Here is a 22,264-nt window from a genome sequence, read left to right on the forward strand (position 1 = left end):
GCCAACTCCCGAGTCGGGCGGATATGCACCTCGCGTTACGATCGGGCGTTCCCTCGTTGGCAAAAGTAAGGGGAGGACATGACGTCCGCTGCACCCGACTACGACGGTCTCACCGGCTATGAGCCGATCAGCGAGGCCGACCGCAAGGAGTTCCTGGATCAGGGCTTCCTGCTGGTCCGCAACGTCCTGAAGGAAGAGCACCGCGCGCGGCTCGAAGCCGCGATGGACCGGGTCTACGCCGAGGAGAAGGCGGCCGGCTCCAGCAGCATGAAGAAGGACGGCACGCTGCACCTGCTGGGCTTCCTCACGCGTGACGACCTCTTCGGGCACCTGCTGACCCAGCCGACCCTCTTCCCCTACATGTGGGGCCTGGCCGGCTGGAACATCTACACGCACCACAACCACCTCGACATCACGCCTCCGACGTCCGAGGAGGAGCCGCCCTCGTGGGGCTGGCACCAGGACGGGTACCGGCAGAACTCCGACCCGGAGACCATGGACCCGAACCTGCCACGGCCGATGTTCTCGCTGAAGATCGCCTACGTCATCTCCGACCTGTCGGAGACGGGCCGGGGCGCCACCAAGGTCATCCCGGGCAGCCACCTCTGGAACTCGCTGCCCCGCCCGGCCGACACCACGGTGCACAACCCCGACCCCGAGGGCACCGTCGAGATCACGGCCAACCCGGGCGACTGCTTCATCTTCGACCGCCGCCTCTGGCACTCCCGGTCGCCGAACTACTCGGACGTCACCCGCAAGATGCTGTTCATCGGCTACACCTACCGGTGGATCCGCAACCTGGACGACATGCCGATCGACTACAACAGCGAGTGGTGGGCCAACCGCACGCCGGTGCAGCGCCAGTTGCTCGGCGAGGCGACGCACACGGCGAACTACTGGGGCATCAACTGGAACGGGTACATCGACGAGGAGATCCCGCTCCGCAAGGAACTCAAGACGCGCGGCCTTCTCGACCGCTCGATCCCCTGGCTGCGCTAGCGCCGCCGCTCCCCCAGCGCGCCGATCTTGGAGTTGTGGTCCTTCATTTGCCCGGACAGTCGGACAAATCTGGGACCACGACTCCAAGGTCGCGGCACAGAATGGCGGCGCGGACAGCGCAAGGCCCCCGACCGGAAGGGCGGGGGCCGACGCTCGACGGCACTGCGTTACGGCAGCGTACGGCGGCCACGGCCGGCGAAGCCCGCGACCAGGGCCACACCCACGGCGGCCAGGATCACCTGAACGAGCAGCTCGCCCCAGTCGACACCAGGGGTGTCGGTGGAGATGCCGACCGCGTTCGCGATGACGGTGCCCAGCAGCGCGGCGACGACGCCGATGACCATCGTCAGCCAGATCGGAATGCTCTGGCGGCCGGGGACGGCCAGCCGCCCGAGCGCGCCGATGACCAGACCGACGATCAGCGCGGTGATGATTCCGGTGACAGTCACGGTCTCCTCCTCAGAACCTCAACCAGGGGGTTGTGCTTTGCGGTTGAGCTTCTATTGCCCACCGGCTCAGCGGACCAAACGGACAGACGATCGGCTGGTCATCACATCGCGTAACACCGCATCCATGGTTCGGAATGCCATCTCGGGCGGGCTGTCCAGGCGGAACCAGGCATATTCGCTGGCCTCGGCCGGATCGAGGGTGATCTCGCCGGCCGCGATCGTGGCGAGCCAGAAACAGTCGAGCACGGGCAGCGATTCACCCTGAAACTCGTACATGCCAATATACATACCGGTAAAATCACCCAGTTCGATCTCGACGCCCAGCTCCTCGCGGGCCTCCCGGACCGCCGTCGAAGCCGGGTGCTCGAAGCCGTCGCAGAACCCGCTCGGCAGATCCCAGTGCCCCTCCCGCGGCGGCCGCACGCGCCGGATCGCGAGGAATTCCGTGGCGAAGGAGGAGCCGCGGAGGAGCACCACCCCGCCGGTCGGACGGGGATTGACGTAGATGGCATACGAACAGGCGCCGCACACGACCGGCGGCGCCTGTGTGAGCACCCCGCCGCAGCGGGGACAGTGCCTCATTTCTTCGGCTTGTCCCCGCCCGGCGCGTCGGAGGTCGACAGGGCGGCGATGAAGGCCTCCTGCGGCACCTCCACCCGGCCGACCATCTTCATCCGCTTCTTGCCTTCCTTCTGCTTCTCCAGCAGCTTGCGCTTCCGGCTGATGTCACCGCCGTAGCACTTGGCGAGCACGTCCTTGCGGATCGCCCGGATCGTCTCGCGAGCGATGATGCGGCTGCCGATGGCGGCCTGGATCGGCACCTCGAACTGCTGCCGCGGGATGAGCTTCTGCAGCTTCGAGGCGATCGTGACGCCGTAGTTGTACGCCTTGTCCTTGTGCACGATCGAGCTGAACGCGTCGACGGGCTCGCCGTGCAACAGGATGTCGACCTTCACCAGATCGGCCTGCTGCTCGCCGCTCGGCTCGTAGTCGAGGCTCGCATAGCCCTTCGTGCGGCTCTTGAGCTGGTCGAAGAAGTCGTAGATGATCTCGCCGAGCGGCAGCGTGTACCGCAGCTCGACCCGGTCGGCCGACAGATAGTCCATGCCGAGCAGCGACCCGCGCCGCCCCTGACAGAGCTCCATGACCGCGCCGACATAGTCGTTGGGCGTCAGGACCGTCGCCCGGACCGTCGGCTCGTAGACCTGACCGGTCTTACCCTCGGGGAACTCGCTCGGGTTCGTCACGGCGTGCTCGGTGCCGTCGTCCATGATCACGCGGTAGACCACGTTGGGCGCCGTCGAGATCAGGTCGAGGTTGAACTCCCGCTCCAGCCGCTCCTGGATGATCTCCAGGTGCAGCAGGCCGAGAAAGCCGCAGCGGAATCCGAAGCCGAGCGCGGCGCTCGTCTCCGGCTCGTAGACCAGTGCGGCGTCGTTGAGCTTGAGCTTGTCGAGCGCGTCGCGCAGCAGCGGGTAGTCGGAGCCGTCGATCGGGTAGAGCCCGGAGTAGACCATCGGCTTGGGATCCTTGTAGCCCCCCAGCGGCGCGGCGGCCGGCTTGGCGTTGATGGTCACCGTGTCACCGACCCGGGACTGCCGGACGTCCTTCACGCCGGTGATGAGGTATCCCACCTCGCCGACGCCCAGGCCGGTGCTCTTGACCGGCTCGGGCGAGATGACGCCCAGCTCCAGCAGCTCGTGGACGGCGCCGGTCGACATCATGCGGATGCGGTCCCGGGCCTCGATCCGGCCGTCGACGACCCGCACGTACGTGACGACGCCGCGGTAGACGTCGTACACCGAGTCGAAGATCATCGCACGGGCGGCGCCGCCGGACTCGCCCTTCGGCGCGGGGAACTGCCGGACGATCTCGTCGAGCAGGTGCGCCACGCCCACACCGGTCTTGCCGGAGACCCGGAGGCAGTCGTCGGGCTCACAGCCGATGAGGTGGGCGAGTTCCTCCGCGTACTTCTCCGGCTGCGCGGCCGGCAGGTCGATCTTGTTGAGCACCGGGATGATGTGCATGTCGTTCTCGAGCGCGAGATACAGGTTGGCGAGCGTCTGCGCCTCGATGCCCTGCGCGGCGTCGACGAGCAGCACCGCCCCTTCGCACGCGGCCAGGCTTCTCGACACCTCGTACGTGAAGTCCACGTGGCCCGGGGTGTCGATCATGTTCAGCACGTAGGAGCCGCCGGCCAGGTCTCCCTCGCGGACCGCCCACGGCATCCGGACGGCCTGGCTCTTGATCGTGATGCCGCGCTCACGCTCGATGTCCATGCGGTCGAGATACTGCGCGCGCATCTGCCGCGCCTCGACCACCTCGGTGAGCTGCAGCATCCGGTCGGCCAACGTCGACTTGCCGTGGTCGATGTGGGCGATGATGCAGAAATTGCGAATCCGGTCCGGCGCGGTGGCACCGGGCAGGTTCGCGCCGGGGTCGATCATCGGTGGCACAGGCGTCCGTTCTCCGTGCGGGCTTGGGGATCTCGTACATCGTCCCACGCCCGCGCCGTTCCTCCACGCCCCGGCCGCCCCATCCCTCCCCGCTCCGCGATCCCGGCCCCGCGTCCCCCCACACCGCCCCCTTCCGCGTTGATCATGCAGTCCTGGTGCCGAGAAACTCCCAACTTGTCCGGGTTTGTCAGGCACCACAACTGCATGATCAACGCGGAAGGGGGGCCGGGGCGAGGTCCGCGCCGCGACGAAGGGCGGCCAGGGTGAGGGGCAGTGCCGCGACGAAGGGCGGCTAGAGCAGGGCGCCCTCGTCGTGGAGCCAGTCGACGAAGCCCATGGCGACCACCGCGGCGCAGTCGACCAGCTCGGCGATCAGGGCGTCGTGGGCGCCGGAGAGCAGCGGGACCTGCATCTCGGCGTAGATCGGTAGCTGGCCGCGGTCCGTCGGGTCGCCGACGTAGGCCTTGTAGAAGCGCCGCGTGTGGTTCCACTCGTTGACCACACGATAGGACCGGTCGGCCCAGTCCGGCGGGACAGTCGCGTGCGGCCGCGCCCGGATGACCAGGATCTCGTCGGACGGCCCCTCGAGCGTGAACAGCACCGCGTGGCGCTCCCAGAGCGCGAGCAGGCTGCCGTCACCGTCGGTCAGGTATCGGATCTCGAGCTGCTCCAGGGCCTGCATCACCCGCAGCAGCGTCACCGGCGCGAGCTGAGTGCCGTCGTGGGCTCCGTCACACGCCCCGACGGCCTTCGGGGTCTCGTCCTCCCGCGGCAACTGGGCGACATTGGTCCGCGCCTGCTCGACTCGCCATGGCCACCTTGGCATCGTTCCGCGCTCCTTGCTTCCCCGTGCGCCTCCACCCGCATGTGCGGTCCGTCGCCGCTTGTGTTCGCTCGGCGGTGGACCCGAAAGAGGACGGTACCCGTTCGGTCGAGTTTCGGCAGCCCCCAATTTCACCCTTGCACCACCCGTTCGGGTGAGGGTCTTACAGCCGTCTATCCGATGAGGCCATTTCCCGCGGTGCGCTGCCAGGCAGAGCCATATGCGCAGGCCAGGGCCGTCCATGGACCCAAAATTCGGACATCGACAAAGTCTCCGGCCGCCTCGCCCACGAAGCCCATCCGGACGACCCCCTGGACGAGACGCTGCGAGACGGGTATACGCGTGCCGTCACCCATGGTGACCATGATCGGCACATGGTCGAGAAGGGCGTCCCGGAGCATCCGCGAGCCGACGGCCCGTCCGCCGACCCCCTCGGCCGCGGCGGTCCGGACGGTCTGCGCGGCGGCCGTGCCGACCCGGCGGACGTCGAGGGCCGGGATCCGCTCGACGACCTCACCGACACCGAAGGGAATCGACCAACGCCAATCAGTGTCCCGCGATGCGGGAAGCTCGCCGTCCAGACGGGTCAGCAGGTCGGCGCCGAGCACGGTCCGGTCCTGACGCAGCGTCCCCCGGACGCCGCGGCTCACCAGTACACCCCATGGAAGGCGGGACCACAGTGCGACCGCGCCACCCTCCGCGGGCCGCAACCGGACGAGCGCGCCGGGGTCCAGCCGGACCGCCCGGGCGACGAACACCCGGGCGTCGGAGAGGCTGGAACCGGCTAGCCAAGCCACGGCGAGAGGAACTCCCGCTCGATGTCCTTGACCCGGCGGGGCCGGCCGGCCCGCAGGTCGAAGGGCACGCACACGGTGCGCGCGCGGGACGCGATCTCGTCGCCGTCGAAGAGCTCGTAGGCGACGACGAGCCGGCTCACCTTGATCTCCTCCAGCCACAGCTCGATGCGGACCGGATCGCCGTAGTCGACCGGGCGCAGGTAGTCGATCTCATGACGTGAGATGACGATGCCGTCCTCGAACGACGACAACCCGGCCGCCCTCGCCGCGGTGAACATCAAGGCAACGCGTGCCTCCTCGTAGAGCGTGAGGAAGCGCGCGTTGTTGACGTGCCCGTACGCGTCCAGGTCGGACCAGCGCAGGGCGCAGTGGTAGACGAAGCGGGCCACAGTCAGTCGCGGGTGAGCTTGCGGTAGGTGACGCTGTGCGGGCGCGCCGCCTCCTGGCCCAGCCGGTCGACCTTGTTCTTCTCGTACGACTCGAAGTTGCCCTCGAACCAGAACCACTTGGCCGGGTGCTCGTCGTCGCCCTCCCACGCCAGGATGTGGGTCGCGACCCGGTCGAGGAACATCCGGTCGTGGGAGATGACCACGGCGCAGCCGGGGAACTCCAGCAGAGCGTTTTCCAGCGAGGAGAGCGTCTCGACGTCGAGATCGTTGGTCGGCTCGTCGAGCAGGATCACATTGCCGCCGATCTTCAGCGTCAGTGCGAGGTTGAGCCGGTTGCGCTCGCCACCGGAGAGCACCTTGGTCGGCTTCTGCTGGTCGGGGCCCTTGAAGCCGAACGCGGCGACGTAGGCCCGCGAGGGCATCTCGACCTTGCCGACCATCAGGTGGTCGAGGCCGTCCGAGACGACCTCCCAGACGGTCTTGTCACCGTCGAGGCCGGAACGGTTCTGGTCAACATACGACAACTGGACCGTGTCACCGACCCGGACCGTGCCGGCGTCCGGCTTCTCCAGCCCGACGATCGTCTTGAACAGCGTGGTCTTGCCGACGCCGTTGGGCCCGATGATGCCGACGATGCCGTTGCGCGGCAGCGTGAACGACAGGTTGTCGATCAGCGTGCCCCGCTCGTCGAAGCCCTTGACCAGGCCGTTGGCCTCGATGACCACGTTGCCCAGGCGGGGGCCCGGCGGGATCTGGATCTCCTCGAAGTCGAGCTTGCGGGTCTTCTCCGCCTCGTTGGCCATCTCCTCGTACCGCCCCAGGCGGGCCTTCGACTTCGTCTGGCGGGCCTTCGCGTTGGAGCGGACCCACTCCAGCTCCTCGCTGAGCCGCCGCTGCAGCTTGGCGTCCTTGCGGCCCTGCACGGCCAGGCGCTGGGCCTTCTTCTCCAGGTAGGTGGAGTAGTTGCCCTGGTAACCGTGGACGTGGCCGCGGTCGACCTCGGCGATCCACTCGGCGACGTGGTCGAGGAAGTAGCGGTCGTGGGTGACGGCGAGGACGGCGCCCGCGTACTTCTGCAGATGCTGCTCCAGCCACTGGACGCTCTCCGCGTCGAGGTGGTTGGTGGGCTCGTCGAGCAGCAGCAGGTCGGGCGCCTCGAGCAGCAGCTTGCACAGCGCCACCCGGCGGCGCTCACCACCGGAGAGCTGGGACACCTCGGCGTCCGGCGGCGGGCAGCGCAGCGCGTCCATGGCGAGCGCCAGCTTGGAGTCGATGTCCCACGCGTCGGCGTGGTCGAGCTCCTCCTGCAGCCGGCCCATCTCCTCCATGAGCTCGTCGCTGTAGTCGGTCGCCATCAGCTCGGCCACCTCGTTGAAGCGGGCGAGCTTCGCCTTGGTCTCGGCGACGGCCTCCTCGATGTTGCCGAGGACGGTCTTGGTCTCGTTGAGCGGCGGCTCCTGCTGGAGCATGCCGACGGTGAAACCGGGCATGAGCCGGGCCTCGCCGTTGCTGGGCTTGTCCAGCCCCGCCATGATCTTGAGCAGGCTCGACTTGCCGGCGCCGTTCGGGCCGACAACACCGATCTTCGCGCCGGGCAGGAACGACAGCGTGACGTTGTCGAGCACGACCTTGTCGCCGTGCGCCTTGCGCGCCTTCTCGAGCACGTAGATGTACTGCGCCACGGTGCGCCCCTACCTCCGGTCACGATTGCTTGATGTCGGGGTCAATCTTTCCAGGCCCGGCGCCGGACGCCCAATCCGGGCTACGGGCCGGCCGACCGCACGGGGTCGGTGAAGTTCTGGCCCCCGCTGACCTTGAGCTCATCGCGGGTGACCACATACGTGGTGCCGCCGTTCCTCGCGACGAACGCGCCGCCGTTCTGCGTCACGCCGGAGAGGAGGAGGCCGTTGTCACCGGGGACCGGGGTCTCGCCGTCGGCGTAGAAGCTCTTCCGCTTGTCATGGCCTTGATACCACAGCCCGGTGCCGTCGTCCTCGCGGCAGATCCACACCTCACTCTTGTCGGTGCGGACGTACAGCACAACACGCAGCGGCAGGGCCGCATTCCGGTCTTTCGCCCGCACACCAACCCCGATGAAACCCGGGCACTCCTCGGGGGCGCGAGAGCTGGTGACCGTCTTCGTGGGAGACTTTCCGTCACCGGGCAATGACTTACTGTCTTCAATGTTGCGCTTTCCAAGGATATAGCCCATCAGGGCACCGATGATCGTGAGGATGAGCAGTGACAGCAGGACGACCACAACCGTCCGGCTCGACTCCCGCTCGGGCGCGGCCTCGTAGCGCGACATGCTCAGCAGGATCGCACCTGTGAGCCAGCCCGCTGCATGCTGCCAGGCGACCAGAAGGATCAGTAGGCTGAAAGTACGAGGGTGGATCACCCAGGGGGAGGACGCGACACGTGGCTGGAAACAGTTCATTCGTGGTGGTCGCCAACCGGCTGCCGGTCGACAAGGTCGTCGGACCGAACGGCGAGGTGAGCTACCGCAGGAGTCCCGGCGGGCTGGTGACCGCGCTCGAGCCGGTGCTCCAGCAACGCAACGGCACCTGGGTCGGATGGCCGGGCGGGGTCGGCGAGTCGGAGCTGCCGGAGGAGTCCTTTGAGACCGGGGGCGTGCGACTGCACCCGGTCTCGCTCAGTGCGGCGGAGATCGAGCGCTACTACGAGGGTTTCTCCAACTCCAGTCTGTGGCCGCTCTACCACGACGCGGTCGAGACCCCCATCTTCAAGCGCCGCTGGTGGGAGACCTACCGGCTGGTCAACGAGCGCTTCGCGAAGGCGGTGGCCGACGACGCCGCCCCGGGTGCCACCGTGTGGGTGCAGGACTACCAGCTCCAGCTCGTGCCGACGCTGCTGCGGGAGACCCGGCCCGATCTGAAGATCGGCTTCTTCCTGCACATCCCATTTCCCCCCGTCGAACTCTTCATGCAGCTACCCCGCCGGGCCGAACTGCTCAAGGGGCTGCTCGGTGCCGATCTGGTCGGTTTCCAACGACCGCTCGGCGCACAGAACTTCGTCCAGTTGGCCCGGCATCTGCTCGGCACCCGCGTGCGGCGCGGCATCGTCGAGTGGGAGGGCCGGACCGTCCGCGCGGAGGCGTTCCCCATCTCGATCGACGTCAAAGAGATGGAGCACCTCGCCGGTTCGGCGGAAGTGCAGGCCAGGGCCAAGGCGATCCGCACCGAGCTGGGCGAGCCGAAGACGATCATCCTCGGCGTCGACCGGCTCGACTACACCAAAGGGATCGAGCGGAGGCTCAAAGCATTCCGGGAACTGCTGTCAGAAGGACGACTTACAGCGCCGGAGACGGTGATGGTACAAGTGGCTACACCGAGTCGGGAGCGGGTGGAGCACTACCAGACCCTCCGGGTGAACGTCGAACGTGAGGTCGGGCGGATCAATGGTGAGTACGGACGAGTTGGCCAACCGGCCGTGCACTACCTCCATCAGTCGTACAGTCGGGCTGAGTTGGCCGCTTTGTACGTCGCGGCCGACGCCATGATGGTGACTCCGCTGAGGGACGGCATGAATCTGGTGGCCAAGGAGTACGTCGGCGCGCGCGCCGACGGCGGAGGCGCCCTTGTGCTGTCCGAGTTCGCCGGCGCAGCGGCTGAACTGCGTCAGGCGTTCCTGTGTAACCCGCACGACCTCGACGGGGTGAAGGACGCACTCATGCGCGCGATTCACGTCGACCCGGTCGAAGGGCGCAAACGGATGCATGCTATGCATTCCCACCTGCGCTCGCACGATGTCCGTGCTTGGGCGGACGCGTTCCTGGACGCACTCGGCGCAGCGTCATGACACATCCGCAGTCAACCCGCCTAGGGTCTGTTACGTAGTAGAGGCCGGAGCGAGGCGGAGCCCAGGCGCCGCCCGGGCCGCACCCGGCACGGCCGGGCACCGGTGTGGTGTCCGGCCGTGACCGGCGCGGTTCCGGGCGGCGCCTGGGCCCGCCACAGCCCGGCACCGCATCGCGACAGGCCCTTGCCAACCTCCGATGTACAACGACCTCCATCGCTCCCACGGACAGGCCGGACATGAACCAGACCTCGGCGACAGGCAACGTCCTCTCGCTCGACCCGGACCTTCGCGCGGCGGTGCTGCGCGTCGCACGCGTGCCGAACCTTCTGGTCGCGTGTGACTACGACGGCACACTCGCGCCGATCGTCGCCGACCCCACCAAGGCGACTCCCACTGCCGAATCCGTAGCCGCGGTCCGCGCGCTGTCGTCGCTGCCGCAGACGACGGTGGGCGTGATCAGCGGTCGCGCGCTGCGTGACCTCGCCGCTCTGTCGCGCCTCCCCGCCGAGGTGCGACTGGTCGGCAGCCACGGCTCGGAGTTCGACGTCGGCTTCGTCGACGAGTTGCCGCTCGAGCGCCAGCAGCGGCGGACCGAACTCCAGGCCGCCCTCAACGCCATCTGCAAGGACCAGCCGGGCGTGCGCCTGGAGATCAAGCCGGCCAGCGTCGCCGTGCACACCCGGGCCGCGCCGCGGGACGTGGCCCAGCGGGTGTTCGACGCGGTGCGCAGCGGTGCGGCGCTGTGGCCGGACATCGAGATGACCACCGGCAAGGAGGTCATCGAACTGTCGGTGGTGCCGACCGACAAGGGCCTGGCCGTCGACGCCCTGCGCATGCAGGTCTCGGCGAGCGCGATCGTCTACCTGGGCGACGACGCGACCGACGAGAAGGCGTTCGCCCATCTGCACGGGCCCGACCTGGGCATCAAGGTCGGTGTCGGCGACGAGACGCAGGCCCGCTTCAGCGTGAGCGACGCGCAGGCCGCGGTCGCGATCCTCGAGCTGCTGTTACAGACCCGCCGTCGCTGGCTCTTCGGCGAGCAGGCGGTGCCGATCGAGCGGCACTCGATGCTGTCGAACACCCACACCGTGGCGCTGCTCACCCCCTCGGCGCGGGTCACCTGGCTGTGCCACCCGAAGCCGGACTCCGGCGCGGTCTTCGCCGACCTGCTCGGCGATACGGCGGCCGGGCACTTCACGGTCCAGCCGGAGCGCGGCGGGATCCCGCTCGGCCAGCGGTACCGTCCCGGCACGATGACGGTGGAGACCCGCTGGTCGGGGCTCACCGTGACGGACTGGCTCGACCACCACCGCACCGGCAACTCGCTCATCCGCGTGTTGTCGGGCAGCGCGCGGATCCGGATCGACTTCGTGCCGCGGCCGGACTTCGGCCAGGTGCACATCCGCTTGCAGCCGATCGGCGACGACGGCCTGCTGGTGCTGGGGTCCAACGAGCCGATGGTGCTCTACTCCCCCGGCATCGAGTGGGACATCACCTCCGACGGCCACAGTGACCTCGCCCGCGCCACGGTCGACCTCAACGCCGCCGGCGGCACCGCGATGCTCGAGCTGCGCCTCGGCACCGACTCCATCGAGCCGCCGCGGGTGCCGCTCGACGAGCGGCAGATCGCGGCAGAGGCCGCGTGGCGTGACTGGTCCGAGTCGCTCAAGCTGCCCTCGGTCGCGCGTGACCTGGTGAAACGCAGCGCGCTGACCCTGCGCGGCCTGTGGCACAAGCCGACCGGCGCGATCCTCGCCGCGGCGACGTCGTCGCTGCCGGAGGAGATCGGTGGCTCGCGTAACTGGGACTACCGGTACTGCTGGCTGCGTGACGCCTCGCTGACGGCCAAGGCGCTGGTCGACCTCGGCTCGATCGAGGAGGCGGAGTCGCTGGTGCGCTGGACGCTGCGGGTCGCCGAACACACCGACGGCCACCCGGAGCGGCTCCACCCGCTGTACACGCTCGACGGCACCGAGCTCGGCCCGGAGGCGGTCATCGAGGCGCTGCCCGGCTACGCCGGCTCCCGTCCGGTCCGCGTCGGCAACGCCGCCAACGGCCAGGTGCAGCTCGACGTGTTCGGCCCGGTCGCCGATCTGATCTGCGCGCTGGCCGACGTCCGCCCGCCGGACGAGGGCGACTTCGCGCTCATGAACGCGATGGTCGAGGCGGTCGAACGGCGCTGGCACGAGCCGGACCACGGCATCTGGGAGGCCCGCCGCCGGCCCCGCCACTACGTGTACTCGAAGGTCATGTGCTGGATGACCGTCGACCGCGGCATCCAGCTCCTCGAGCGTCAGGGCCGCCCGGTGCCGGACGTGTGGCGCACCCTGCGGGACACCATCGCCGAAAACGTCCTCGACAAGGGCTGGAACGAGAAGATCGGCGCCTACACGGTCGCCTACGGCTACGAGGAGATGGACGCGTCGGTGCTCTGGATCGGCCTTTCCGGCCTGCTCCAGGACGACGATCCGCGGTTCCTGGCGACGGTGCTGGCCGTGGAGTCCGAGCTCCGCGAGGGCCCGACGGTCTACCGGTACCGCTGGGACGACGGCCTGCCGGGCGTCGAGGGCGGCTTCCATCTCTGCACGACATGGATGATCGAGGCCTACCTGCGCACCGGACGGCGGGCGGACGCCGAGGAACTGTTCGCGCAGCTCATCGAGTGCGCGGGCCCGACGGGCCTGCTCCCCGAAGAGTACGACCCGCTGACCGAGCGCGCGCTGGGCAACCACCCGCAGGCCTACTCGCACCTGGGCCTGATCCGCTGCGCGCTGGAACTCGACCACTCCTGACCCGCCCGGCGGGGGCGGGCGCCGCGCCGTGGCGCGACACCCGCCCCTCCCCGCGTTGATCTTGCAGTTGTGGTGCCAGGAAACTCGAAAAATGTCCCGGTTCGTCGCCACCACAACTGCATGATCAACGCGAGGAGGGACGGGGTCAGGCGAGCGTGTTGACCACTGGGCCCACGACGACGACCGCCGGGGGGCGCAGCGCCGCCTCCTTGACCGCGTCGGCGACCGTCGACAGCGTGGCGCGGACCGTGCGCTGGTCGCGCATGGTGCCCTCCTGGACCACCGCGACCGGGGTGTCCGGCGCCCGGCCGTGCTCCTGGAGGATGGCAGCGATCGCCGGAAGGTTCTTCAGGCCCATCAGCACGCACAGCGTGCCCCGCAGCCGGGCCAGGACGGGCCAGTCGACGAGCGACTCAGGGTGACCCGGCGGCAGGTGGCCGGAGACGACCGTGAACTCGTGGGCGACGCCGCGATGGGTGACCGGGATGCCGGCCGCCGACGGCACGGCGATCGAGCTGGAGATCCCCGGCACCACCACGACCGGCACTCCGGCCGCGGCGCAGGCCTGGACCTCCTCGCCGCCCCGGCCGAACACGAACGGGTCGCCGCCCTTCAGGCGCACCACGAACTTGCCCGCGCGCGCCCGGTCCACGAGCACACGGTTGATCTCTTCCTGCGCGACCGACCGGCCATACGGGATCTTGGAAGCGTCGACCAGCTCCACATCGGGCCGCAACTCGTCGAGCAGCAACCCGGCGGCGAGCCGGTCGATCACCACCACGTCGGCGGCGGCCAGCAACCGGCGGCCGCGGACCGTGATCAGCTCGGGATCGCCCGGGCCGGAGCCGACCAGCGCCACCCGGCCGGGGCCGGCGTCGTCGGGCGCGGCCACGGCGTCGACGGCGCCGCCGGCGAGGTCCTCGGCGATCGTGTCGCGGACGGCCACGGCGCGGAGCGGGTCACCGCCGCCCAGCACGGCGACCGTCACGGGGCCGTGCCGGGTGACCGCGGGGGTCCAGGCCGTGGCGGCATGGCGGTCGTCGGCGCGGACGCAGAAGACGCGCCGCTCGGCGGCGGCCTCGCTGACCCGGGCCGCGGCCTCGGGGTCGTCGACCGCGACGTGGACCAGCCAGGCACCGTCGAGGTCGCCGGGCTCGAACCGGCGGGCCAGCCAGGTGAGACGGCCGGCGTCGGCGTGGGACTGGAGGGCGGGGGTGATGTGGGGGGAGACGAGGACGAGGTCCGCGCCCGCGTCGAGCAGGGCGGGCACGCGCCTGGTGGCGACGGCGCCGCCGCCGACCACCAGGACGCGCAGCCCGTCGAGCTGCAAACCGAGGGGGTATGGGGTCACTTGTGGGCTACTCCGGCTGAATCGAAAGTGGCAACCTCGTGCAGCACGCGGACAGCACTGGCCACGATCGGCAGCGCCAGGACGGCGCCGGTGCCCTCGCCCAGGCGCAGGCCCAGGTCGACGAGCGGTTCGAGCTCAAGATAGCCCAACGCGACGGAGGCGCCCGGCTCGGCCGACCGGTGGCCGGCGACCATGGCGGCAACGCTGCCCGGGGCGAGGGCGTGCGCGGCGAGCGCCGCGGAGGCCGCGATGACCCCGTCGAGGAGCACGGGAACGCGCAGCGCGGCGGCCCGCAGGATGTAGCCGGTGAGTGCGGCGTGCTCCAGCCCGCCGACGGCGGCGAGGACGTCGATCGGGTCCTCGGCGTGCAGCCCGACGACGGCAGATGTGACGACCGCCACTTTTCGCGCGTGCGTCTCGCTGTCGATGCCGGTGCCGAGGCCCGTGACGGCCGCCGGGTCGGCATGCGTGAACGCCGCGATGAGCGCCGCCGACGGGGTGGTGTTGGCGATGCCCATGTCGCCGGTCAGCAGCGCCCGGGCGCCCTGCCGCACCAGGTCCTCGGCGACCCGCATGCCGACCTCGATCGCCTCCAGCGTCTCCGCACGGGTCATCGCGGGCTCGACGCTCAGGTCGCGGGTGCCGGCGCGCACCTTGCGGTCCAGCAGCCCGTCCACGGGATCGAGGTCGGCCTTCACCCCGACGTCGACGACCGTCACACCGACCCCGGCCTGCCGTGCGAACGCGTTGACGACCGCTCCCCCGGCGACGAAGTTGGCCACCATCTGAGCGGTGACCTCCTGCGGCCAGGGTGTGACCCCCTGCGCGTGCACGCCGTGGTCACCGGCGAAGATCGCCAGGGCGGCCGGCTGCGGGATCGGCGGCGGGCAGGCGCCGGCGAGTCCGGCGAGCCGCACGGCGAGTGTCTCCAGCGCGCCGAGCGAGCCCATCGGCTTGGTCAGGCGGGCCTGCAGCGCCCGCGCGGCGGCGATCGCCTCGTCGTCCAGCGGACAGATCGCCGCGAGGGTCTCGTTGAGCATGTTCAGCCTCCCAATACGTCGGACAACACGGCGACGAAGGCGTCACTCGTGGCAGTGTTCCGCACGGCAATACGTAACCAGTCCGGGCCGAGTCCCGGGAAGGTTTCGCCGCGTCGCACCGCAAAGCCCCGGGTGCGCAGGGCCGAACGGACCCGCGCACCGTCCGGCACGCGGATGAGCACGAACGCGCTCGCCGGGTGCCCCGCGACCGCGATCCCGGCCTTGTCCAGCGCGGCGACGAGATGCGCGCGGTCACCGGCGAGCCGCACGGCGATCTTCCGCTCGGTCGCCACGGCGCGCTCGGACGAACAGGCGATCGCGGCGGCGAGCGCGGGGGTCGACACGCTCCACAGTGGAGCGTGCTCGGCCAGCCGGGCGATGAGGTCGGCGGGGCCGAGCACGTAGCCGATCCGCAGTCCCGCGAGGCCCCAGGTCTTCGTGAGGCTGCGGACGACGAGGAGCCCCGGCAGGTCCCGCCGCTCGCCGAGCGACTCCGGCTCGCCGGGCACGGTGTCCGCGAACGCCTCGTCGACGACCAGGATCCGGCCCTCCTTGGCGAGGCCGGCGACCGCCGTGGCCGGGTGCAGGACCGATGTCGGGTTCGTCGGGTTGCCGATGACGACCAGGTCGGGCTCCGGAGGTACCGCCGCCAACCGGAACCCGTCGTCCTCCGTCAGGACCAGTCGTTCCACGCGGTGCCCGGCCGTCAGCAGGGCGCTCTCGGGCTCGGTGAACTGTGGATGTACGACCAGCGCCCGCGCCGGCCGGAACGCCTGCGCCAGCAACGTGAACGCCTGCGCCGCCCCGGCGGTGAGCAGCACCTCGTCGACGGGCCGGCGGTGCCGCCGGGCGACGGCGGCCGTGGCCTCCGCCGGGTCCGGATACCGCGCCAGGTGCGCCAGCGATGCCGCGATCGGCCCGCTCAGCCAGGAGGGCGGCGCCTCCTGGCGCACGTTGACGGCGAGGTCGACGAGACCGGGCGCGACCTCCTCGTCGCCATGGAACCGCAGCAGCATCAGGCGATCGTCGCGTATCCGGAGTCGATTTGCCCTAGCTTAAGAATGTGATCGCGCGCACGCTGCGAGTGACCGGCGGTTTCGTCGTCCTCGTCCGGACCGGGCTCGTCGTCGGCCTCGCGGTCGCCGTGCTCGTCTATCCGCTCGTCGCCGTGACGGGCATCGGGGCCAAGCGGGGCGCCGACTCGCTGGCCATGCCGGTCGGTGTGCTGCAAACGGCGCTGTCGGCCCAGACGACACACGTCTACGCCGACGACGGCACCACGCTCCTCGCCCAGTTCTACGAGGAGTACCGCACGTACGTGCCGCTGTCGTCGATGTCCGAGACGATCCGCGACGCCATCGTCGCCGCCGAGGACGCGCGGTTCTGGGAGCACCACGGCGTCGACTACAAGGGTGTCGCGCGGGCGTTCGTCGCCAACCAGAAGGCCGGCAGCGTGTCGCAGGGCGCGTCGACGTTGACGATGCAGTACGTCCGCAACGCCCTGCGCGACTCCGCCGAGACACCGGCCGAGATCAACGCGGCCACCGAGCAGACCGGGGCGCGCAAGCTGCGCGAGATGAAGCTCGCGATCGAGCTCGAGAAACACATGAGCAAGGAAGAGATCCTGGAGCGGTACCTGAACGTGGCCTACTTCGGCCACCGCGCCTACGGCGTGCAGGCCGCCGCCGAGGTGTACTTCTCGAAGCGCCCGGCCGACCTGACGGTCCCCGAGGCGGCGCTCCTCGCGGGGCTGGTGCAGGCGCCGTCGGCGTACGACCCGGCGAACGCCGACCGGAAGGCCGCCACCGAGCGCCGGGACTACGTCATCGGCCGCATGGCCGATCTCCGGTACCTGACCCCGGAGGAGGCGGACGCGGCCCGGAAGGCGCCGATCGCGCTCAAGCTCACCGAGCCCCCGAACGACTGCCTGGCGACCCGGCCCGGCTGGGGCTTCTTCTGCGCCATGTTCCGCTCGTGGTGGAGCGAGCAGGCCGCGTTCGGCGGCAGCCCCCGCGAGCGGATCGACAAGCTCCGCCGCGGCGGCTACCGGGTGGTGACGTCGCTCGACCCGAGGATCCAGGAGATCGCGCAGCAGAAGGTGCTGCAGCGGGAGAAGGCGCGCAGCCCGTACGCGCTGGGTCAGGTCGCCGTCGAGCCGGGCACCGGCCTGGTCCGCGCGATGGCGGTGAACCGGGTCTACTCGCTCGACCGCGCCAGCAACGGCCCGCACTCCGACCCGCGTCAGCGCAAGCGGCTGCGCGGCAACTACCCGAACACGGTCAACCCGTTGCTCGGCGGCGGTGACATGGCCGGGTACCAGGCCGGGTCGACGTTCAAGATGTTCACGATGCTGGCGGCGCTGGAGCAGGGCATGCCGCTGTCGACGTCCATCTACGCGCCGAAGACGTTCGTGTCGAAGTACAAGACCGGCCGGGACAGTCCCGCGCACTGCGGCGCCGACTTCTGGTGCCCGTCGAACGCCTCGGACTCGATGACCGGGCGGCACACGATGTACTCGGGCTTCGGCAAGTCGGTGAACACCTACTTCGTGCAGCTCGAACAGCGCGTCGGGGCCGAGGCCGCGGTCCGCATGGCCGAGCGGCTGGGGCTGCGCTGGCGGACCGGCATCGACAAGCTCCAGGCGTCGGAGGCGAAGGCGAAGACCTGGGGCGCGTTCACGCTGGGCGTCGCCGACACCACGCCGCTGGAGATGGCGGGCGCGTTCGCCACGGTCGTCGCCGACGGGCGCACATGCGAGCCGATCCCGGTGACCTCGATCGTCGACCCGGCCGGTGCCGAGGTCGTCGACGACAAGGGCGTGCCGGTGGCGAAGCCGCGGTGTGCGCAGGTGCTGTCGGCGGACGTGGCGCGGGGTGCGGTCGACGCGGCCCGGTGCGTGACCGGATATCGCGCGGTGACGGGCGACTGCGGCGGCTCGGGCACCGCCGCACGGGTCCACTCGACGGTCCGCCGCCCGGTCGCGGGCAAGTCCGGCACGACCGACGACAACCGGGCCGCCTGGTTCATCGGCATGACACCCGGCCTGACGATCGCCGGTTTCATCGCCGACCCGGACAATCCGCTGCACCGCGTCGGCTCCGGCAACGCCGGCAAGCCGCGGGAAACGGTGGCCGAGACGCTGCGCGACGCGCTGGTCGGCACGCCGTGGCGGGACTTCACGCCGCCGAGCCCCGCGGTCTCCGGCGGTCGAGCCCGCCACTGACCGCCCTCGGCGAGCATCGCCGCCCTGGCGGATGTCGCCGTCCTAGCGGATGTCGCCGTCCTAGCGGATGTCGCCGTCCTAGCGGATGTCGGCGGGGACCAGTGACCAGCTCTCCAGGTCGACCCGTCCGCTGTGTAGCGAGCCGGCGTTGCGCAGCAGCCCTTCATATGTGAAGCCGGCCTTCTCCGCGACCCGGCGCGAGGCCACGTTGCCGGGTGCGACCCGCAGCTCGATCCGCTGGAACCGGTGCTCCAGCAGCAGCGACAGCGCCACGACGGCGACGGCCTCGGGCGCGACACCGTACCCCCGGGCGTCGGCGGCCACCGCGAACGCGATCTCCGTCGACCGGGTCAGCCAGTCGGTGTTCTTCGTCCAGAGGCACCCGACGAGCCGCTCGTCCTCCCGGCGCACGACACCGTAGTGGTCACCGGCCCCGCTGTCGCGCCGCTCCACGGCGAGCTCGGTGCACCAGGCATACCCGTCGAACTCGGTCACGTCGTCCTGCGCGATCGGCAGCCACCGCCGGACGAGCCGTTCGGCGAAGATCTCCCCGACCCGCTTGTCGTCGTCGGCACACAGTGGCCGGACCAGCAACCGCGGCGTCTCGACCAGCAGCGAGGGAAAGCGGCGCAGGGCCACCGACCAGGTCGACACTAGGCAGCCTCGCTCGACCCGCCGGCCGAAGCCGGCCCGGCGTCCTTCGCGGACCCGTTTCCGGGCTTGTCGACGCCCGCGGCCGCCTCGGCCTCCGCGGACCCCTCGGACGTGGCAGCGCGGTCAGCGCCGGTCGCCACGCCCTCGGCGACACCGTCCTCCGGTGGGCCGGACAGTTGCGGCTCGGGGCTCGGCGGCTGCTGCCGGGGCGGTGCGAAAACGGGTGGCGCGGAGATCGGCGACGCCGTGGGAACCGACAACGGCGGCGAGGCGACGTCGTCGACCGGTGCCACCAGGTCGGACCCGGCGGCGGGCATCGCGGTCACGCCCGCCGGCGCCGCGGACACCGGCGCCGGCACCTGTGGCATGGGCGCCGACGAGACCGGCACCGCGGCCGAGGTCGCCGGGGTGGCCGACCGCGGCTGGTCGTCCGCCGACGACGCGGGCGGGGTCGACACGGGCGCGGTCACGCTCGAGGAGAGCCCCGTCAACGGCCGCGGCCCGCCCGAGACCAGGCCCGACCTCTGCTCGGCAACACCGCCGGCCGGGGCGTCGGCGACGTTCGCGGATCGGGTGATCGGCGGCGAGGGCACGGTCGCGGTCGTCGGCACAACCCCAGACGATGGCAGGCCGGCGGCCTCCGCGGGGCCGTTCGCCGAGGAAGGCACCCCAACGCTCGCCCCACCGGCCCCGGTGGACGGGCTGTCCCCAGGCGCCCCAGTGGTACCGGCCGCCGAGGCGCCGACGGCTTCGCCATCGGGCAGGCCCGCCCCTCCCGAGACGGGCGCCACCGGGACGGACGGCGACCCGGTGGGAGCCGACGTGTTCGTGGTCGGCGAGGACGTGGGCGAAGCAGCGGGCGGGACCGACGCCGCGGGCGGCGACGACACACCCGCGGATGCCACGAAGGCCTCGGCCGACGTCCACGGGGTCGGCATCACCGACCCGACACCCGGCCCGAACGGCGAGGACGCCCCGGGTGACGTGGGAGCGCTGGCCGGCCGGCCCGAACCGGCACCGAAGTCCGCCGCGGAGGACACCGGACCGACAGACGGCGCCGAGGACACCGGACCGACAGACGGCGCCGAGGACACCGGCCCGACAGACGGCGCCGAGGACACCGGCCCGACAGACGGCGCCGAGGACACCGGCCCGACAGACGGCGCCGAGGACACCGGACCGACAGACGGCGCCGAGGACACCGGACCGACAGACGGCGCCGAGGACACCGGACCGACAGACGGCGCCGAGGACACCGGACCGACAGACGGCGCCGAGGACACCGGACCGACAGACGGCGCCGAGGACACCGGACCGACAGACGGCGCCGAGGACACCGGACCGACAGACGGCGCCGAGGACACCGGACCGACAGACGGCGCCGAGGACACCGGACCGACAGACGGCGCCGAGGACACCGGCCCGACAGACGGCGCCGAGGACACCGGCCCGACAGACGGCGCCGAGGACACCGGACCGACAGACGGCGCCGAGGACACCGGACCGACAGACGGCGCCGAGGACACCGGACCGACAGACGGCGCCGAGGACACCGGACCGACAGACGGCGCCGAGGACACCGGCCCGGCGGACGGCGCGGAACCGGCCGCGGACGGCGCGGGAGACGACACCGGGCCGGCAGAAGGCACCGGACCGGAGGGCGGCGCGGAACCGGCGGCGGACGGCGCGGCCCAGGGAGAGCGCACGGTCCCGGCGGCGGGTGGCGCGCCCTCGGCGAAGGGGGCGCCGGCCGGGGGCTCGGCATCGCCCGGGAGCGGCAGGGTCGACGCGACGCCGACCGGGCGTGCCGGGCCGCCGGGCGGCACCTGGGCGGTCGGGACCGGGCCGGCCGAGACCTGGCCGGCGGGGACGGTCGTGGGTGGTAGCGGAACCGCCGGAACCTGGGCCGTCGGCACGGCCCGCGCGGCGGGAACGTGGCCGGCCGGGACCTGGGCGGTGGGGATCGCGGAGGACGGGCGGCCGTAGGGGTCGGCGGACGGGGTGGTCCACCGGCCCGGGGCCGGGGCGGCGGTCGCGCTCGCGCCGGCCACGAAGCGGCTGGCGATGCTCGGGTGGCCGGCCCAGTGCAGGCCGAGATAGGAGGCGTGGACGCCGCGCTGGACGAAGCCCTCCGCCGGGCCGCCGGCCCACGTCCACGCGGGCTGCAGGCCGGCCCGCGGAGTGATGGTCGTGCGGTGCATCTTGTGGCCCACGACCTGCGTGCCGATCGGCAGCAGGACGGACGAGCTGCGGGCGGTGGCCTCACGGTAGCCGAGGACCACCAGGTCGGTCTCGCGCGCCGAGGCGTCGACGACCCCGCACATCGGGCGGCCGTTGAAGTCGCGGCAGAGCCAGACCAGGCCGGTGCCCTCGGCGGCGATCGGCTTGCCGGCCGCGGCATGGGCGGCGACGGCGGCGCGCAGGCGGCCGTTGAAGGTCAGCTCCTCCGCATACGACTCCGGCAGGGCGGCGCCGATGACCAGGCCGTCGACGCCTTCGGGCAGGGTCTCGTCACGCAACGGGTCGAACGGCACCACGTCGGCACCGGCGGCCAGCAGCAGCTCGGCGGTCTCCGGGTAGGCGAACGCCACCCCGACGACCGGGCGGCGTCCGATGCGCATGGCGGCGATGGACGCGATCGCGGCGTCGGAGGTGCTGGCGGCGACGATCTCCGCCTCGGCGTTCCACGGGTCGGCGGTGAGCCGGGGCGCCGAGCGGGCCAGCGCCATGGTGCGGTCGATGTCGACGGCGCCGGCGATCACCTCGCCGAGCCGGCGGACGGCGCGCACCGCGTCGAGGTTGTGGTGGACGACCGGGGCGACGCCGTGGTGGCGCGACGGCAGCGGCGCGCCGGCGTCACCGATGTCGGTGAGCGCGTGCCGCCGCAACGCGCCGAGGACCGGGACCCCGATGTCGTCGAGCGCCTCGCGGAGCAACTGCTCGTGCCGTGTGGAGGCGACCCGGTTGAGGATCACGCCGCCGAGCCAGAGCAGCTCGTCGTAGGCCCGGAAGCCGTGCACGAGCGCCGCCACCGACTGTCCCATCGCGCCCACGTCGACGACCAGGATCACCGGTGCACGCAGCAGGCCGGAGATCTGCGCGGTGGACTCGCTGTCGGTGCGCCCCGCGAGCCCGTCGAACAGGCCCATCGTGCCCTCGACCACGGCGATGTCGAGCGATCCGGCCCCGTGCGCGAACAGCGGCCCCATGCGCTTGGCCCCGACCATGCGGGGATCGAGGTTGCGCCCCGGCCGGCCGGCCGCGAGGCCGAGATAGGCCGCGTCGACATGGTCCGGCCCGATCTTGAAGCCAGCCGCACGATATCCCCGCGCGGAGAGCGCCGCCAGCAGGCCGACGGACACCGCCGTCTTGCCGTGCCCAGACGACGGTGCGCTGATCACAAGCCGTGGGATCGTGCTCATCTGTGCTCCTCCGGCGCCAGGGCAGACGTGTGTCCCGGACGATACCGGGT

The 22,264-nt window shown here is 71.1% G+C and carries 17 protein-coding genes; 4 read left to right on the plus strand and 13 right to left on the minus strand.

The window, feature by feature from the left end; all coding sequences use genetic code 11:
• Nucleotides 1–78: 78 nt before the first annotated feature.
• The gene (locus Drose_RS31505; protein ID WP_260724903.1) at nt 79–999 is read left to right on the plus strand and encodes a phytanoyl-CoA dioxygenase family protein; all 921 of its coding nucleotides are present in this window, start codon (nt 79–81) and stop codon (nt 997–999) included.
• Nucleotides 1,000–1,166: 167 nt separating this feature from the next.
• Here the strand turns inward: Drose_RS31505 and Drose_RS31510 are convergent, their stop codons facing one another.
• The 8 genes from Drose_RS31510 to Drose_RS31545 all read right to left on the minus strand — a co-directional run bounded on the left by Drose_RS31510 (nt 1,167) and on the right by Drose_RS31545 (nt 8,311).
• Nucleotides 1,167–1,448 (minus strand): GlsB/YeaQ/YmgE family stress response membrane protein, encoded by a 282-nt coding sequence (locus Drose_RS31510; RefSeq protein ID WP_260724904.1) that lies wholly within the window; start codon nt 1,446–1,448, stop codon nt 1,167–1,169.
• Between the two features lie 66 nt (nt 1,449–1,514).
• Entirely contained in the window at nt 1,515–2,003 is a 489-nt protein-coding gene (locus Drose_RS31515) for an NUDIX hydrolase (protein ID WP_260724905.1), read from the minus strand.
• A gap of 23 nt (nt 2,004–2,026) precedes the next feature.
• Nucleotides 2,027–3,904: a translation elongation factor 4 gene (lepA, locus tag Drose_RS31520; protein ID WP_313899956.1), complete on the minus strand. Its 1,878-nt coding sequence runs from the start codon at nt 3,902–3,904 to the stop codon at nt 2,027–2,029.
• A 292-nt stretch (nt 3,905–4,196) separates the two neighbouring features.
• Nucleotides 4,197–4,730, minus strand: a complete 534-nt coding sequence (locus Drose_RS31525; RefSeq protein ID WP_313899957.1) for a type III secretion system chaperone family protein — start codon at nt 4,728–4,730, stop codon at nt 4,197–4,199.
• 170 nt (nt 4,731–4,900) lie between these two features.
• On the minus strand, nt 4,901–5,524 hold the full coding sequence (locus Drose_RS31530) for a hypothetical protein (RefSeq protein ID WP_260724906.1): 624 nt from the start codon (nt 5,522–5,524) through the stop codon (nt 4,901–4,903).
• On the minus strand, nt 5,512–5,913 hold the full coding sequence (locus Drose_RS31535; protein WP_260724907.1) for an acyl-CoA thioesterase: 402 nt from the start codon (nt 5,911–5,913) through the stop codon (nt 5,512–5,514). The genes Drose_RS31530 and Drose_RS31535 overlap by 13 nt, the downstream gene beginning before the upstream one ends.
• Nucleotides 5,914–5,915: 2 nt before the next feature.
• The gene (gene ettA, locus Drose_RS31540) at nt 5,916–7,595 is read right to left on the minus strand and encodes an energy-dependent translational throttle protein EttA (RefSeq protein WP_260724908.1); all 1,680 of its coding nucleotides are present in this window, start codon (nt 7,593–7,595) and stop codon (nt 5,916–5,918) included.
• An 80-nt stretch (nt 7,596–7,675) separates the two neighbouring features.
• On the minus strand, nt 7,676–8,311 hold the full coding sequence (locus Drose_RS31545) for a hypothetical protein (RefSeq protein WP_260724909.1): 636 nt from the start codon (nt 8,309–8,311) through the stop codon (nt 7,676–7,678).
• A gap of 20 nt (nt 8,312–8,331) precedes the next feature.
• On the opposite strand from Drose_RS31545, the gene Drose_RS31550 reads away from it, so the two are divergent.
• Both Drose_RS31550 and otsB read left to right on the plus strand, forming a co-directional pair.
• Entirely contained in the window at nt 8,332–9,732 is a 1,401-nt protein-coding gene (locus Drose_RS31550) for an alpha,alpha-trehalose-phosphate synthase (UDP-forming) (protein ID WP_260724910.1), read from the plus strand.
• Between the two features lie 236 nt (nt 9,733–9,968).
• Complete coding sequence (gene otsB / locus Drose_RS31555) at nt 9,969–12,524, plus strand: trehalose-phosphatase (protein WP_260724911.1); 2,556 nt, start codon at nt 9,969–9,971, stop codon at nt 12,522–12,524.
• A gap of 145 nt (nt 12,525–12,669) precedes the next feature.
• Here otsB and cobA read toward each other — a convergent pair whose 3' ends face one another.
• The 3 genes from cobA to cobC are packed head-to-tail and all read right to left on the minus strand — an operon-like array spanning nt 12,670 to nt 15,931.
• A complete protein-coding gene (gene cobA, locus Drose_RS31560) occupies nt 12,670–13,875 on the minus strand; it encodes a uroporphyrinogen-III C-methyltransferase (RefSeq protein WP_260724912.1) in 1,206 nt (401 codons plus the stop codon).
• Nucleotides 13,872–14,915: a nicotinate-nucleotide--dimethylbenzimidazole phosphoribosyltransferase gene (gene cobT / locus Drose_RS31565; RefSeq protein ID WP_260724913.1), complete on the minus strand. Its 1,044-nt coding sequence runs from the start codon at nt 14,913–14,915 to the stop codon at nt 13,872–13,874. The genes cobA and cobT overlap by 4 nt, the downstream gene beginning before the upstream one ends.
• A 2-nt stretch (nt 14,916–14,917) precedes the next feature.
• A complete protein-coding gene (gene cobC, locus Drose_RS31570; protein ID WP_260724914.1) occupies nt 14,918–15,931 on the minus strand; it encodes an Rv2231c family pyridoxal phosphate-dependent protein CobC in 1,014 nt (337 codons plus the stop codon).
• Between the two features lie 47 nt (nt 15,932–15,978).
• Here cobC and Drose_RS31575 point away from each other — a divergent pair, with 47 nt between their 5' ends.
• Nucleotides 15,979–18,138, plus strand: a complete 2,160-nt coding sequence (locus Drose_RS31575) for a transglycosylase domain-containing protein (protein WP_260724915.1) — start codon at nt 15,979–15,981, stop codon at nt 18,136–18,138.
• 78 nt (nt 18,139–18,216) lie between these two features.
• Here the strand turns inward: Drose_RS31575 and Drose_RS31580 are convergent, their stop codons facing one another.
• The gene (locus tag Drose_RS31580; RefSeq protein ID WP_260724916.1) at nt 18,217–18,792 is read right to left on the minus strand and encodes a GNAT family N-acetyltransferase; all 576 of its coding nucleotides are present in this window, start codon (nt 18,790–18,792) and stop codon (nt 18,217–18,219) included.
• Nucleotides 18,792–22,214, minus strand: coding sequence for a cobyrinate a,c-diamide synthase (locus tag Drose_RS38870; protein ID WP_313899958.1), 3,423 nt, complete (start codon nt 22,212–22,214; stop codon nt 18,792–18,794). The genes Drose_RS31580 and Drose_RS38870 overlap by 1 nt, the downstream gene beginning before the upstream one ends.
• Between the last annotated feature and the right edge of the window lie 50 nt (nt 22,215–22,264).

The organism is Dactylosporangium roseum, assembly GCF_025264685.1.
In the GTDB taxonomy this organism is placed as follows: domain Bacteria; phylum Actinomycetota; class Actinomycetes; order Mycobacteriales; family Micromonosporaceae; genus Dactylosporangium; species Dactylosporangium roseum.

Coding starts and splice junctions, on each gene's coding strand:
- Drose_RS31505 (WP_260724903.1), top strand. CDS start 79: ATGACGTCCGCTGCACCCGACTACGACGGTCTCACCGGCTATGAGCCG.
- Drose_RS31525 (WP_313899957.1), bottom strand. CDS start 4,730: ATGCCAAGGTGGCCATGGCGAGTCGAGCAGGCGCGGACCAATGTCGCC.
- otsB (WP_260724911.1), top strand. CDS start 9,969: ATGAACCAGACCTCGGCGACAGGCAACGTCCTCTCGCTCGACCCGGAC.
- cobT (WP_260724913.1), bottom strand. CDS start 14,915: ATGCTCAACGAGACCCTCGCGGCGATCTGTCCGCTGGACGACGAGGCG.
- cobC (WP_260724914.1), bottom strand. CDS start 15,931: ATGCTGCTGCGGTTCCATGGCGACGAGGAGGTCGCGCCCGGTCTCGTC.
- Drose_RS38870 (WP_313899958.1), bottom strand. CDS start 22,214: ATGAGCACGATCCCACGGCTTGTGATCAGCGCACCGTCGTCTGGGCAC.